The sequence below is a fragment of the Pseudomonas sp. genome (genome assembly GCF_049645325.1).
GTDB lineage: Bacteria > Pseudomonadota > Gammaproteobacteria > Pseudomonadales > Pseudomonadaceae > Aquipseudomonas.
Map to the genome: position 1 here is coordinate 1 of NZ_JBARTQ010000310.1, position 14,101 is coordinate 14,101.

Sequence of the window (14,101 nt, forward strand, 5' to 3'; positions counted from 1 at the left end):
CGCCTTCGCGAGCAAGCCCGCTCCCATAGGGGGTTCTGCGCTAACCTGGCGAGTCGCACTCATAACAAGGACCTTACATGGACGTAACAATGGGCCTGTTGGCCGCCCTGCTCTGGGGTGGCACGGACTTTCTCGTGGGCCTTAACGCCCGCGCCGTCGGCGTTAAACGCGCGGTGTATTTCGGCCAAGCCCTCGGCTTTCTGATCATGACCCTGCTGCTGGTCATCTTCCCGGCCTTCCTGTTCAAATCCCTGAATGCCCCGTCGAGCGTCTGGCTCCTGGGCATCGCCGCCGCGCTGCTCACCGTCTCCGGCGCGCTCGCGTTGTCCAAGGCCTTTGCCTTGGGCAAAGCAGCCATCGTCGCGCCGCTGGTGACGTCTTACGGCGTAGTCACCACGCTGCTGTCGTGGGCCAGCGGGGAACACATCAGCTTGATCCAGCTCGGTTGCATCGGCGTGTGCGTGATCGGCGTGACGCTCTCCAGCCTGCACAAGGACACCGGCGCTCCCCACAACAACCCGCGCCTGTCCATCGCCTACGCCATGCTCGCTGCCTTGCTGTACGGCACCAGCTTTTGGCTGCAAGGCCGCTACACATTGCCCGCACTGGGGCCGATCACCATGCTGTGGCTGGGTTATCTGGTGGGCCTGTGCGTGCTGGTGGCGATGGTGCTGAAGATCAAGGACGGCCTGAAAATCCCGCCGCTGAAAAACTGCGCAACACTGACCGGCGCAAGCGTGATGAACCTCGGTGGGTTCTCGGCGTTTTCGTGGGGCGCGATGGCAGGCTCGGTGTCAGTGGTGACGGTGATCAGTACGCTGTCGGGCGGGATTGCGGCGATTCTTGGCTTTGTGTTTTTCAAGGAGCGGTTGTCAGCGGTGCAAGTGCTGGGCGTGGTGCTGGTGCTGGTCGGTGCAGTGGTGTTGCACATCGCCGACTGACACTTCGCGCATAAAAAAGCCGCCCACTAGGGGCGGCTTTTTAACAGCTGGCGACTCTTACAACTTAGGACCAGCAGCCTTGATCGCATCGCTCACTTCAAACTTCTTGAAGTTCTCGATGAACAGACCGGCCAGTGCCTTTGCGGCTTCGTCGTACGCAGCTTTGTCGGCCCAGGTGTTACGTGGGTTCAACAGGCCAGTGTCCACACCCGGTACGGCCAATGGCACGTCGAGGTTGATGGTGGCGAGGTGCTCGGTGTCTGCACCGATCAACGCGCCGCTCTGGATCGCTGCGATCACGCCGCGAGTGGTCGGGATGTTGAACCGCTTGCCGACGCCGTAGCCGCCGCCGGTCCAGCCGGTGTTGACCAGGTAGACCTTGGAGCCGAAGCCGCGGATGCGCTTGATCAGCAGCTCAGCGTATTCGCCGGCCGGGCGCGGGAAGAACGGCGCGCCGAAGCAGGTGGAGAAGGTCGACTTGATGCCGCTGCCGGAACCCATTTCGGTCGAGCCCACCAGTGCGGTGTAGCCGGACAGGAAGTGGTAGGCCGCTTGCTCTTCGCTGAGGATCGACACCGGCGGCAGTACGCCGGTCAGGTCGCAAGTCAGGAAGATCACCGCGTTTGGCTCGCCGCCCAGGTTCTGCTCGGAACGCTTGGCAACGTGCTCCAGCGGGTACGCGGCGCGGCTGTTCTGGGTCAGGCTGACATCGGCGTAGTCGGCGTGCTTGGCGTCGTCGATGACAACGTTTTCCAGCACGGCGCCGTGCTTGATGGCTTTCCAGATAACCGGCTCGTTCTTCTCGGAGAGGTCGATGCACTTGGCATAGCAACCGCCTTCGATGTTGAACACCACGCCTTCGCCCCAGCCGTGTTCGTCGTCGCCGATCAGGTAGCGGCTTTCGTCGGCGGACAGGGTGGTTTTACCCGTGCCCGACAGGCCGAAGAACAAGGTCACATCGCCAGCTTCGCCGATGTTGGCGGCGCAATGCATCGGCAGCACGTCGGAGGCCGGCAGCAGGAAGTTCTGCACCGAGAACATGGCTTTTTTCATCTCACCGGCGTAACGCATGCCGGCGATCAGGACTTTTTTCTGTGCGAAGTTGAGGATCACGCAACCGTCGGAGTTGGTGCCGTCACGCTCAGGCACGCACTCGAAGTTAGCCACGTTGAGCACTTGCCATTCTTCACGACCGGCCGGGTTGTACTGGGCCGGGTTAATGAACAGGCAACGACCGAACAGGTTCTGCCAAGCAGTCTGGGTGGTCATTTTCACGGCCAGGTAGTGGTCTTCTGCAGCCCCTACGTGAACGTGGGAAACGAAATGCTCTTGCGCGTTGTTGAAAGCCTCAACGCGAGCCCACAGGGCATCGAACTTGTCGGCCGGGAACTTGCGGTTGATCGGGCCCCAGGCGATTGCGGCCTGGGTGGACGGCTCTTCAACGATGAAACGGTCAACCGGCGAACGACCGGTGCGGTGACCGGTTTCTACGACCAGCGCGCCAGTATCGGCAAGCACGCCTTCACCGCGCTGCAGGGCTTCTTTAACCAGATCGTCAACACTCAGATCGGTGTATACGGCGTTATTGGCTTGCGTCATGAGGTTCCCCGTCGGCCTATGGCCGAGTGCTCCAAACGTTTTGTAGTAGAAAGTTGCGCACTACTACCGCGAAAAAAGTGGGCCGGATTATGCCAGAAAAGCCCAAAAAGAGTAGGGCCCTCCCGTCAGAACTGCGCTAATCCGGCATTCGTCAGGTGATTTACCTGTGCTTAAACGTTTTAGTGGCGGGTGTCGGAAGGGGTGTCGATGCCTGCGCCGGCGAATAATTGGGCGACATCGGCGGCATCGAACAGGTAACGCTGGTTGCAGAACTGGCAGTCGATCTCGATGTTGCCACCGTGCTCCACCACCAGATTCTGCGCATCTTCCAGGCCCAGGCTGACCAAGGCGTTGGCAGAGCGCTCGCGCGAACAGCTGCAACGGAAGCGCAGGCCCTGGGCGTCGAACAGGCGCACGGCCTCTTCGTGGTACAGGCGGTGCAGGATGGTTTCGTTGTCCAGGCCCAACTGCTCTTCGGCGGTCAGGGTGCCGGCCAGGGCGGTGAGTTTGCGCCAGCTGTCGGTGCGCTCATCATCGTCCTTGATGCGGTCAGCTGGCAGTTGCTGCAGCAGCAAACCACGGGCGCGCTTGCCGTCGGCGTTCAGCCAGAACTTGGTGCCGACTTGCTGGGACATCACGAAATAGTTGGTGAAGCAGTCCGACAACGTTTCGCCGTCGAGGTCGACGATGCCTTGGTAGCGCTGGCCTTCGGTCGGGTCGACGGTGATCGCCAGCACGCCATTGGCCATCAGGTCGCCGAGGGTCGCGTCCGGGGCGATCAGGTCGGCGTCGTAACGGGCCAGGCCACGGATCTCACGCTCGCTGGAGCATTCGATCATCAGCATCGGAATCGGGCCTTCGGAGCGCGCCTGCAAAATCAGCAAACCGTCGAACTTCATGGTGCCCACCAGCAACGCCGCCGCCGCCATCAGCTCACCGAGCAGTTGCGCGACCGGCTCCGGATAGGGGTGCTTGGCGAGGACTTCGGCATAGCTGCGCTCCAGCGAGACCAGTTCGCCGCGGGCGTCGTTCTCGTCGAAGATGAAGCGTTGGGTGAAGTCGGTATCTGGTAGATCAGTCATAGGTCTGGGTATCTGAATTGATGACAAATTAGTTACAAGGTTTATAGAATTAGAGGCTTTAGCACCATTTTGGTGCGGATTTCTAAAGTCGTGGGGGACAGTTTATGAACAATCCGGGTTTGTTCCAAGCCAAGTGGAACCTCGGGCGATGGGCCTTTTGCAATCTACTCGCAATCGGACTGCTGTGTTTTTGGCTGTGGCCCACGGGCCAGATGCTGTGTGTGCTTTTCGACGAGTGGCTGTTTCACCTGCTCAATGACCCGCTGGCGAGCAATTCGACGTGGCTGCATGTGTGGGCGGTGGCCAGTTTGCGGCCATTTGATGCGGTGGTGGGCGTGATTTTGCTGGCATTGCTGATTCGCGGCGACTGGGTATTCAAGGCGGTGCAGGTGCGCCAGGCGTTTTTCGGGTTTCTGGGCATTTTGCTGTTGCTGCTGTTTATCCGCCTGCTGTTTTCCAAATTCGCGGCGCAGATGGGCTGGCAACACAGCAGCCCGTCGATGGTGATCAGCGGTGCGACGCATATGAGCGACTACTTCCCCGGGCTGGAAAAAACCTGGGAATTGAAGGACCGTTCGAGCCAGAGCTTCCCGGGAGATCATGCCTCGGTGTTGTTGATCTGGGGGATGTTCATGACGGTGTTTGCCAAACGCATCGGCCAAGTGCTGGTGATCTGGGGCTTGGCGCTTTTGTTCATGATGCCGCGTTTGGTGGCAGGCGCACATTGGGGTCAGGACGATTACATCGGCGGTGTGTTGCTGGCGTTGTTGGCGCTGGGCTGGGGGTATTACACGCCGTTTGCGGCGAAGGTTTCGGCTGGGTTGTTGCGGGTGACGGCGCCGGTGTTTGGGTTGCTGAGCAAGTTGCCAGTCATCGGGCGTTTGAGCGTCATGCGCACAGCCGCCTGACTGGGTAGGTTGGGTGGGAGCTGGCTTGTGTGCTGGCTTGCCTGGGATAGCATCACCTCGGTATCAGCACTACACCGAGGCGCCTGCATCGCAGGCAAGCCCTGCTTCCACAATTGATACCATCTGTACCGGAAATTTGCGCCGTCAGTCGTCATTGCCACTGCCACTGCCACGAAACTTGAACAGGTCGCGGCGCTGTTTCTTGCTTGGCTTGCCATCGGTGGTCATGCCGGTAGCGCCCGCTTTGCGCATCGCCGCCGCATTTTCGCGCTTGGCGATGCTGGCTTCAGTCTCGGTATACAGCGCCTGCGCTTCCGGCGCGCCACGGCGCACGATGGAGAGGGCCTGCACCACGACGGTCTTTTCATCAAACCCGGTACGGACCTGAAACTCATCGCCGACGCGCGGTTCCTTGCCAGGCTTGCAGCGCTCGCCGCGATGGTGCACCTTGCCGCTCTCGATGGCGGCCTTGGCCAGGGCGCGGGTTTTGTAAAAACGCGCCGCCCACAGCCACTTGTCCAAACGGACCTTTTCTTCCTCTTCCTGCTTTTGAGCCACTTGAATTCCTCGCTCTGAAAAATGTCGCAACTTTACCGTTGAAACCCTTCGACGCATAAACCTCAAGGCTCACCTAAGATACGCCAGGCACCTCGGTTTTTGCGTGACTTTCCAATGCACCCACTGATTACCGAAACCTGAGAGATATCTGTCGCCATTTGCCGGATATTCTGCGTGAATACCGCGAAATCGGCGCCGACCCCTCGATGAAGGTTTGGGAGTTGTCACAATCCATGCGCAGTTGGACGTTACTGTCCTCGACGACTACGAAACATTTCTGAATTGCCGGTTACCCATATTGAAGACATTTGACCATTTGACCGTTGTGGGTCTGCGTGAGTGGGTGGCACTTCCCGACTTGGGAGTGGCTGGCCTGCGCGCGAAGATCGACACTGGTGCCAGCACCTCCAGCCTGCATGCCACCGATATCGAGCCTTTTGAGCGCGACGGTGAGAAGTGGGTGCGCTTTACCGCGCACCTGGGCAGCGTGGTGCAACTGCGTCACCGCCGCTGCGAAGCGCCCCTGGTGACGATGAAAACCATCAAGAGCTCCAACGGCCATGCGCAGGTGCGCTACGTAATCAGCACCACCCTGGCATTGGGTGATGGCGTATGGCGGGTGGAATTCACCCTCGCCTGCCGCAAGGCCATGCGTTACCGCCTGTTACTGGGCTCCAAGGCGCTGATTGACGGCCACTTGGTGGTCAATCCAGGCGTCAAGTACGTTCAAGACAAGCCGGTGTTCCCGGTCTCTACTATTTCTGCCCCAGGTGCTGCATGAAGATTGCTGTGCTGTCGCGAAACCCGCGTCTGTATTCCACCCGCCGCCTGGTCGAGGCCGGCACCGAACGTGGCCACGAAATGGTGGTGATCGACACGTTGCGTGCCTACATGAACATTGCCAGCCACAAGCCGCAGATCCACTACCGCGGCAAGCCGCTGGAAGGTTTCGATGCCGTGATCCCGCGTATCGGCGCATCGGTGACGTTTTATGGCTGCGCCGTGCTGCGCCAGTTTGAAATGATGGGCGTGTTTCCCCTCAATGAGTCCGTGGCGATTGCACGCTCGCGGGACAAGCTGCGCTCGCTGCAACTGCTGTCACGCCGGGGCATCGGCCTGCCGGTCACCGGTTTTGCTCATTCCCCGGATGACATCCCGGACCTGATCGAGATGGTCAACGGCGCACCGCTGGTGATCAAGGTGCTGGAAGGTACCCAGGGTATCGGCGTGGTGCTGTGCGAAACGGCGACCGCCGCAGAGTCGGTAATCGAGGCCTTCATGGGCCTCAAGCAGAACATCATGGTGCAGGAATACATCAAGGAAGCTGGCGGCGCGGATATCCGTTGCTTCGTGGTGGGCGACAAGGTGATTGCGGCAATGAAACGCCAGGCCAAACCTGGGGAATTCCGTTCAAACCTGCACCGTGGTGGCAGCGCCAGCTTGATCAAGATCACCCCGGAAGAGCGCATGACCGCGCTGCGGGCCGCCAAGGTAATGGGATTGAGCGTGGCGGGTGTGGATATCTTGCGCTCCAACCACGGGCCGCTGGTGATGGAAGTGAACTCGTCGCCGGGTCTGGAAGGAATCGAGACCACCACCGGCAAGGATGTGGCGGGGATCATCATTCAGCATCTGGAAAAGAATGGTGGGCCGAATATGACTCGGACCAAGGGCAAGGGCTGATACTGGCACCGAAAATAAAATGTGGGCGCTGGCTTGCCGGCTCCCACATTTAGTTTGTTGTCGATGGTTAGACGGCGTCTCTGGGCAGCATCAGCCCAAGCGGCAAACGCACCCGCGCTTCCAGGCCACCTTCCTCGCGGTTGCGCAATTCAACATTGCCGCCATGCATTGAGGCAATCCGCCGAACAATCGCCAACCCCAACCCAGTACCTTTGCCGCCCCGGGCACGGTCGCCACGGGTAAAGGGGTTGAAGATGCCTTCCAGTTCCTCCGGGTCAATGCCTGCGCCGCGGTCCATCACGCTCAGCACCACATACGGCGCAGCACTGTCGCCGGACACATACGCAGCCACTTCCACATCCGAACCGGCGTGATGCAAGGCGTTGCCGATCAGATTGTTCAGCAGGCGCTTCATCGATACCCGACGCAACGCAAATGGCTGGATCGGCTCCAGCCGCATACGCACCTGCTCGCCGTTCTGGTTATAGGGCGCCACCACTTCACGCACCAGGTCGGTGAGGTCGACTTCTTCCACCACCTCGTCGCGACCATCGCGAATAAACGCCAGGAACTGGTCAAGAATCGCGTCCATGTCCTCGATGTCGCGAACCATGTCGTCTGTCAGGTCGCTATGGTTACCCATCAGCTCAAGGGACAGGCGCAAGCGCGTCAATGGCGTGCGCAGGTCATGTGACACCCCCGCCAGCATCAACTCGCGTTCTCGGCCCGCCTGTTCGACGTCCTCCGCCATCTGGTTAAACGCGCCGTACACCTCGGTCATCTCGCTGGGCGTATCACTGACCGGCAGGCGCACACTGCGCCCCTGCCCCAGTTGGCGAGCGGCAAACACCAGGCGTTTAAGCGGTTGGTTGAGCTGACGCACAAAAATCCACGCGGAGGCGGTGGAAAGCAAACCAATGGCCAGGAACCATCCCAACACGTTCCAGATCTTCTGCCCCCGCAGCGGGTGCGGGTACAGCGGCACTTTCAGCCAGTCCTGGCCGAGGCTCGGCGCGCGCACCCACAGCGCAGGTGACACATGCATACGCAGCCGCACCTCGGTGTCTTCACCCAGTTCGGCCTGCATCTGGCGCTGGTAAATCTCGCTGTAAGGCCAATGTTGCTCGCCCTCCGGCACGCCCGCGCCCGCCACGCGAACCAGGGTAGCCGCCTTGGCGATCTTCTCGCGGTTTTCGGGGTCAGCCGCCCAATAGGCGCGCAGCGTGAGAGCAACGCCGTGGCTGTATTGTCGATCCACCAGCACGTCCTCGTTCATCAACAGATAAACCAGAGTCAGCGCTTTTGAAAACAGAACGACGATCAGCACCAGCCAAAGGGTGCGGGAGAAGAAACTTTGCGGGAACCACAGCGGGGTTTTCATAGAAGACAGCTAGACACCTTGCAGAAACGAGCGGCGCTCGCAGAATTGCAGACGCCGGGCATCCCGTCGACCCTCATGGAGTCAAACGCCAGGATGCCCGCCCCTGCAAATCATCGGTCACTTGGTAGCGGTGCCGTCCGGCACAAACACATAACCCACGCCCCAGACCGTCTGGATATACCGCGGCTTGGACGGGTCCGGCTCGATCATCCGGCGCAGACGGGAAATCTGCACGTCGATGGAGCGCTCCAGAGCATCCCATTCACGACCACGGGCCAGGTTCATCAGCTTGTCGCGGGTCAACGGCTGGCGGGCATTCATCACCAGGGCCTTGAGCACCGCGAACTCGCCGGTGGTGAGCATGTGCACTTCTTCGCCACGCTTGAGCTCACGGGTCGCCAGCGACAGTTCGTAGTCGCCAAACGTGACGCTTTCGTCTTCGCTGCCCGGCGCGCCGGGTACTGACGGCGCCTGACGACGCAACACGGCCTTGACCCGCGCCATCAGCTCGTCAGGGTTGAACGGCTTGGCCAGGTAGTCATCAGCGCCCAGTTCCAGGCCTTTGATGCGGCTCAGCTCATCGCCCTTGGCGGTGAGCATGATAATAGGGATCTGGTTGTTCGCACCGCGCAGGCGTTTGCAGGCGGTCAGGCCGTCTTCGCCGGGCAACATCAGGTCGAGCACGACCAGGTTGAACACCTCGCGCCCCAACAGGCGGTCCATCTGCTCGGTGTTCGGCACCGCGCGGGCACGGTAGCCCTTGGAGTTGAAGAAACGCTCCAGCAGGCTGCTCAGCCCCGGATCGTCGTCAACGATGAGAATTTTTTCGCCTTCAGCAGTTTGTGCAGTGCTGCTCATTAGATGCTCCTCTTATCTCGGCGCGCATTATGGCGTAGCTGCCGTTATACGCACCGTGTGCATTGTTAGCAGATTTTTCCTCCAGTGCCAGTCAACCCGCGCCCTACAACCATCGGTGAGGTCCCCCCAAGGGCAGAACGCTGGTTATAATGCGGCGCCTTTGTGCGGGGCGGCATCAGATATATCCCGTTCACTGCACGGCTTTTTTTCACCCGTTCTCCGTGACTTTTTCGATTTCGAGGGTCAATAGGCTGCCTCTTGACCCAGGCAGCGGCGCCAGTCGGGCCGCTCAACCAGCCTCGCAAGGCCTTGTTTTCCGGGCCTGCGAGCTGCTTTCAGAATTTCAGGTGGTTTTATGGACAGCATCAACAGCCGCATCGCCGAGGAACTCGGCGTACGCCCGCAACAGGTCGAAGCGGCCGTCGCTCTACTGGATGAAGGCTCCACGGTGCCCTTCATCGCCCGTTACCGAAAAGAAGTGACCGGCAGCCTCGACGACATCCAGTTGCGTCACCTGGAAGAGCGCCTGCGCTACCTGCGAGAACTCGACGAACGGCGCATCAGCATCCTCGCCAGCATCGAAGAGCAGGGCAAAATGACCCCGCAGCTGGAACGCGACATCAAGCTCGCCGACACCAAGACCCGCCTCGAAGACCTTTACCTGCCGTACAAACAGAAGCGCCGCACCAAGGGCCAGATTGCCCTGGAGGCCGGCCTGGGCGACTTGGCCGACGGCCTGTTCAACGACCCGTCGTTGACCCCGGACACCGAAGCCGCGCGCTTCATCGATGCTGAAAAAGGCGTCGCCGACGTAAAAGCGGCCCTCGAAGGCGCCAAGTACATCCTCATGGAGCGCTTCGCCGAAGACGCCAACCTGCTGGAAAAACTGCGCAACTACCTGAAACAGGAAGCCACCCTCAGCGCCCGCGTCATTGCCGGCAAAGAGGAAGAAGGCGCCAAATTCCGCGACTATTTCGAACACGACGAGCCGCTCAAGAGCATGCCGTCGCACCGTGCGCTGGCCATTTTCCGTGGTCGCAACGAAGGTATTCTCAGCTCTGCGCTGAAAGTCGGCGACGAGCTGCCGGGCACCATGCACCCGTGCGAAGGCATGATCGGTCAACAATTCGGCATCCAGAATCAGAGCCGTCCTGCCGATAAGTGGCTCGGTGAAGTGGTGCGCTGGACCTGGAAGGTCAAGCTCTACACTCACCTTGAAACCGACCTGCTCGGCGAGTTGCGTGACGGTGCCGAGACCGAGGCGATCAACGTTTTCGCCCACAACCTGCACGACCTGCTGCTGGCCGCCCCGGCCGGACCGCGCGCCACCCTGGGCCTCGACCCGGGCCTGCGTACCGGTTGCAAGGTCGCCGTGGTCGACGCCACCGGAAAGCTGCTGGACCACGCCACCGTGTACCCGCACGTGCCACACAACAAGTGGGACCAGACCCTCGCGATCCTGGCCGCCCTGTGCGCCAAGCACGCGGTGGACCTGATCGCCATCGGCAACGGCACCGCCAGCCGGGAAACCGACAAGCTCGCCGCCGAACTGATCAAAAAATACCCAGCCATGAAGATGACCAAGGTCATGGTCTCCGAGGCCGGCGCTTCGGTGTACTCGGCGTCGGAACTGGCGTCCAAGGAATTCCCGGACCTCGACGTGTCGATCCGTGGCGCCGTCTCCATCGCTCGCCGCCTGCAAGACCCGCTGGCCGAGCTGGTGAAGATCGACCCGAAATCCATCGGCGTCGGCCAGTACCAGCACGACGTGTCGCAGCTGAAACTGGCGCGCGGCCTGGATGCGGTGGTGGAAGACTGCGTGAACAAGGTCGGCGTCGACGTGAACACCGCCTCGGTCGCCCTGCTGGCGCGTATTTCCGGCCTGAACGCCACGCTGGCGCAGAACATCGTCACCCACCGCGATGAAAACGGCGCGTTCAAAACCCGCGCCGCGCTGAAAAAAGTCGCGCGCCTTGGCGAAAAAACCTTCGAACAGGCCGCAGGTTTCCTACGTGTGATGAACGGCGACAACCCGCTGGACGCGTCGGCGGTCCACCCGGAAGCCTACCCATTGGTGCAACGCATTGCGGCCGAAACCGACCGCGACATTCGCTCGCTGATCGGCGACGCCGCGTTCCTCAAGCGCCTGGACCCGAAGAAGTACACCGACGAAACCTTCGGTGTGCCGACCATCACCGACATCCTCCAGGAGCTGGAAAAACCAGGCCGCGACCCACGTCCCGGGTTCAAGACCGCCGAGTTCCAGGACGGCGTCGAAGACCTCAAGGACCTGCAATTGGGCATGATCCTCGAAGGCGTGGTCACCAACGTGACCAACTTCGGCGCGTTCGTGGACATCGGCGTGCATCAGGACGGTCTGGTGCATATCTCTGCGCTTTCGGAGAAGTTCATCAAAGACCCGCGCGAAGCGGTGAAGGCCGGTGATGTGGTGAAGGTCAAGGTCATGGAAGTCGACATCCCGCGCAAACGCGTCGGCCTGTCGATGCGCATGAGCGACACTCCTGGCGAGAAAATCGACGGTGCCCGAGGCGCACGCCCAGGCTCGGCACCGCGCCAATCGCAAAATCGCTCTGACAACAGTGCGCCGCGCAAAGAGACCGCCACCGCCGCGCCGAGCAACAACGCCATGGCCTCGCTGTTCGCCAACGCCAAACAATTGAAGAAGCGTTGATGGAAGTACCGGCCGGTTTGACCCAGAGCGCGTTCAGCGAACTGATCGGCTGCCGCCTGCAGCGCCTTGAAGAAGGCGTTGCCGAGGTGGCGTTGACCCTGGAGCCGCAGTTGCGCAACCGCGCGGGCAAGCTCCATGGCGGGGCGATTTTCAGCCTGGTGGACATCACCATGGGGCTGGCCTGCTCCAGCGCCCATGGTTTCGACCAGCAGAGCGCGACCATCGAGTGCAAAATCAACTACATCCGCGCCGTGGAAAACGGCGACGTGTTGTGCACCAGCCGGGTGATTCACGCCGGCCGACGCACGTTGGTGGTGGAAGCCGACGTGTACCAGGACGAAAAACTGGTCGCAAAAGCACAAGGCACCTTCGCAGTCCTATAGCTCCCCGCCCTCGATTTGAGTTAATTTCGGCGCTGCGATAACAGCGTCGGAATTTTCTTGCCGCGCGATAGCCCAATTCATGGAGTGAAGCAGGCTTTTTCAGAGCGGGTCAAATCGACTCAAAACCAGGCGATAACGCCAGTTTCAACTTCACCCTTGTAGACCGTCCTGCCCACCCCCATATTGGGGCGACTGACGCGTGAAGGAATCCAACTTGAGCGAACTTCTCAACCGCCGCCTGGCCTTGCTCGGCAAGCGCGAACACCTCTCCCTGCTAGAGCAATGCTTGCACGGCATCGAGCGTGAATGCCTGCGTGTCACCGGTGAGGGTCGCCTGGCGCAAACGCCGCACCCCGAAGCCCTGGGCGCCGCGTTGACCAACGAATTGATCACCACCGACTACTCGGAATCGCTGCTGGAGTTCATCACTCCCGCCCTGCCCAACCCGGCGGATACCCTGAGCAGCCTGGACAAGATCCATCGCTTTGCCTACACCAAGCTCGGCAGTGAATACCTGTGGAGCCCCTCAATGCCGTGCCCGTTGCCGGCCGAGGAAGACATTCCGATTGCCTACTACGGCACCTCCAATATCGGACAGCTCAAGTACGTGTACCGCAAGGGTCTGGCCCTGCGTTACGGCAAGACCATGCAGTGCATTGCCGGCATCCACTACAACTTTTCCCTGCCGGAACAGTTGTGGCCGTTGCTCAAAAAGACTGAGGGTTTCGTCGGCACCGACCGCGACTATCAGTCCACCGCCTATATCGCGCTGATCCGCAACTTCCGCCGCTACAGCTGGCTGCTGATGTACCTGTTCGGTGCCTCGCCGGCCCTCGACGCGGGTTTCCTGCGCGGCCGCTCGCACCAGCTCGAAGTGCTCGACGCCGACACGCTGTACCTGCCGTACGCCACCAGCCTGCGCATGAGCGACCTGGGTTACCAAAGCAACGCCCAGGCCGGCCTGACGCCGTGCTACAACGATTTGGCCAGCTACACCGACAGCCTGCGCGAAGCGGTGGCAACGCCCTATGCGCCGTACGTCGAAGTCGGCACGCACAAGGACGGTGAGTGGGTTCAGCTCAACACCAACATCCTGCAGATCGAAAACGAGTACTACTCCAACATCCGCCCCAAGCGCGTGACCTACACCGGCGAACGGCCGATCCAGGCGCTGGTGGCCCGTGGTATCCAGTACATCGAAGTGCGTTGCCTGGACATCAACCCGTTCCTGCCAATGGGCATCGACTTGCCGGAATCGCGCTTCCTCGACGCATTCCTGCTGTATTGCGCACTGAACGACAGCCCGCTGTTCGCCAATAACGAATGCGGCAACGCCACCTCCAACTTCCTCAGCGTGGTCAAGGAAGGCCGGCGTCCGGGCCTGCAATTGCAGCGTCAGGGCCAGGCGGTGGACATGAAGGAGTGGGCCACCGAGTTGCTGGAGCAGATCGCGCCGCTGGCCGCTTTGCTCGATCAGAGCCATGGCATCAGCGAGCACAGCCAGGCGCTGGACGCTCAGTTGGCGAAGGTGAAGGACCCGTCACTGACCCCTTCGGCTCAAGTGCTGGCGGCCATGGCCGAGCGCAAAGAGAGTTTTGCGCAGTTCTCGCTGCATCAGAGCGAGGTGCACGCCGAATACTTCCGTAAAGAACCCCTGCCGGCCGAAGAGCAGGCGCGTTTCGAGGAACTGGCGCGCAAGTCGCTGGCGCAGCAGGCGGAGCTGGAGCAGAACGAAGTGGGCGACTTTGATGTGTTTGTCGGGTCGTACCAGGCGAGCATTTTGGCGATCAGCAACTAAATCCCGACTCGGCCCCTGTGGGGGCTGACTTGTGTGGGAGCTGGCTTGTGTGGGAGCTGGCTTGCCTGCGATGCAGTCACCTCGGTGTATCAGCGATACGCAGGCGATGCTATCGCCGGCAAGCCAGCTCCCACACAAGCCAGCTCCCACACAAGTCAGCCCCCACAGGGGCCGAGTCGGGATTTAGTTGCTGATCGCCAAAATGCTCGCCTGGTACG

Annotated in this window: 12 protein-coding genes; 7 read left to right on the forward strand and 5 right to left on the reverse strand. The window is 60.8% G+C overall.

Going from position 1 to position 14,101, the window contains the following annotated elements:
- Positions 1-77 precede the first annotated feature (77 nt).
- Complete coding sequence (locus WBB95_RS14020) at positions 78-941, forward strand: EamA family transporter (protein ID WP_424488120.1); 864 nt, start codon at positions 78-80, stop codon at positions 939-941.
- Between the two features lie 57 nt (positions 942-998).
- Here WBB95_RS14020 and WBB95_RS14025 read toward each other — a convergent pair whose 3' ends face one another.
- Together WBB95_RS14025 and hslO are read right to left on the reverse strand one after the other, a co-directional pair.
- The gene (locus WBB95_RS14025) at positions 999-2,540 is read right to left on the reverse strand and encodes a phosphoenolpyruvate carboxykinase (RefSeq protein ID WP_424488121.1); all 1,542 of its coding nucleotides are present in this window, start codon (positions 2,538-2,540) and stop codon (positions 999-1,001) included.
- A 179-nt stretch (positions 2,541-2,719) separates the two neighbouring features.
- Positions 2,720-3,622 carry an Hsp33 family molecular chaperone HslO gene (gene hslO, locus WBB95_RS14030; RefSeq protein WP_424488122.1) on the reverse strand — a complete coding sequence of 301 codons (903 nt, stop codon included), beginning with the start codon at positions 3,620-3,622 and terminating at the stop codon, positions 2,720-2,722.
- Positions 3,623-3,726: 104 nt separating this feature from the next.
- Between hslO and WBB95_RS14035 the strand changes: the two genes are divergently transcribed.
- The gene (locus tag WBB95_RS14035) at positions 3,727-4,530 is read left to right on the forward strand and encodes a phosphatase PAP2 family protein (protein ID WP_424488123.1); all 804 of its coding nucleotides are present in this window, start codon (positions 3,727-3,729) and stop codon (positions 4,528-4,530) included.
- Positions 4,531-4,674: 144 nt separating this feature from the next.
- Here WBB95_RS14035 and WBB95_RS14040 read toward each other — a convergent pair whose 3' ends face one another.
- A complete protein-coding gene (locus tag WBB95_RS14040; protein ID WP_424488124.1) occupies positions 4,675-5,088 on the reverse strand; it encodes an RNA-binding S4 domain-containing protein in 414 nt (137 codons plus the stop codon).
- A gap of 331 nt (positions 5,089-5,419) precedes the next feature.
- On the opposite strand from WBB95_RS14040, the gene WBB95_RS14045 reads away from it, so the two are divergent.
- Entirely contained in the window at positions 5,420-5,869 is a 450-nt protein-coding gene (locus WBB95_RS14045; protein WP_424488128.1) for an ATP-dependent zinc protease, read from the forward strand.
- Positions 5,866-6,771: a 30S ribosomal protein S6--L-glutamate ligase gene (gene rimK, locus WBB95_RS14050; RefSeq protein WP_003187674.1), complete on the forward strand. Its 906-nt coding sequence runs from the start codon at positions 5,866-5,868 to the stop codon at positions 6,769-6,771. The genes WBB95_RS14045 and rimK overlap by 4 nt, the downstream gene beginning before the upstream one ends.
- A 67-nt stretch (positions 6,772-6,838) precedes the next feature.
- Here rimK and WBB95_RS14055 read toward each other — a convergent pair whose 3' ends face one another.
- Together WBB95_RS14055 and ompR are read right to left on the reverse strand one after the other, a co-directional pair.
- A complete protein-coding gene (locus WBB95_RS14055) occupies positions 6,839-8,152 on the reverse strand; it encodes an ATP-binding protein (RefSeq protein ID WP_078740177.1) in 1,314 nt (437 codons plus the stop codon).
- 117 nt (positions 8,153-8,269) lie between these two features.
- Positions 8,270-9,010 carry a two-component system response regulator OmpR gene (gene ompR / locus WBB95_RS14060; protein WP_034117231.1) on the reverse strand — a complete coding sequence of 247 codons (741 nt, stop codon included), beginning with the start codon at positions 9,008-9,010 and terminating at the stop codon, positions 8,270-8,272.
- 355 nt (positions 9,011-9,365) lie between these two features.
- Here ompR and WBB95_RS14065 point away from each other — a divergent pair, with 355 nt between their 5' ends.
- From WBB95_RS14065 to gshA, 3 genes are all read left to right on the forward strand, one after another.
- Positions 9,366-11,702 (forward strand): Tex family protein, encoded by a 2,337-nt coding sequence (locus WBB95_RS14065; RefSeq protein WP_424488125.1) that lies wholly within the window; start codon positions 9,366-9,368, stop codon positions 11,700-11,702.
- Complete coding sequence (locus WBB95_RS14070) at positions 11,702-12,085, forward strand: PaaI family thioesterase (RefSeq protein WP_424488126.1); 384 nt, start codon at positions 11,702-11,704, stop codon at positions 12,083-12,085. The genes WBB95_RS14065 and WBB95_RS14070 overlap by 1 nt, the downstream gene beginning before the upstream one ends.
- 214 nt (positions 12,086-12,299) lie before the next feature.
- Positions 12,300-13,883: a glutamate--cysteine ligase gene (gshA, locus tag WBB95_RS14075; RefSeq protein WP_424488127.1), complete on the forward strand. Its 1,584-nt coding sequence runs from the start codon at positions 12,300-12,302 to the stop codon at positions 13,881-13,883.
- Positions 13,884-14,101: the final 218 nt, after the last annotated feature.

What these genes read in the sequence shown, in the direction of transcription:
- WBB95_RS14020 (WP_424488120.1), top strand. Translation starts at nt 78, where the DNA reads ATGGACGTAACAATGGGCCTGTTGGCCGCCCTGCTCTGGGGTGGCACG.
- WBB95_RS14025 (WP_424488121.1), bottom strand. Translation starts at nt 2,540, where the DNA reads ATGACGCAAGCCAATAACGCCGTATACACCGATCTGAGTGTTGACGAT.
- hslO (WP_424488122.1), bottom strand. Translation starts at nt 3,622, where the DNA reads ATGACTGATCTACCAGATACCGACTTCACCCAACGCTTCATCTTCGAC.
- WBB95_RS14035 (WP_424488123.1), top strand. Translation starts at nt 3,727, where the DNA reads ATGAACAATCCGGGTTTGTTCCAAGCCAAGTGGAACCTCGGGCGATGG.
- rimK (WP_003187674.1), top strand. Translation starts at nt 5,866, where the DNA reads ATGAAGATTGCTGTGCTGTCGCGAAACCCGCGTCTGTATTCCACCCGC.
- WBB95_RS14055 (WP_078740177.1), bottom strand. Translation starts at nt 8,152, where the DNA reads ATGAAAACCCCGCTGTGGTTCCCGCAAAGTTTCTTCTCCCGCACCCTT.
- ompR (WP_034117231.1), bottom strand. Translation starts at nt 9,010, where the DNA reads ATGAGCAGCACTGCACAAACTGCTGAAGGCGAAAAAATTCTCATCGTT.
- WBB95_RS14065 (WP_424488125.1), top strand. Translation starts at nt 9,366, where the DNA reads ATGGACAGCATCAACAGCCGCATCGCCGAGGAACTCGGCGTACGCCCG.
- WBB95_RS14070 (WP_424488126.1), top strand. Translation starts at nt 11,702, where the DNA reads ATGGAAGTACCGGCCGGTTTGACCCAGAGCGCGTTCAGCGAACTGATC.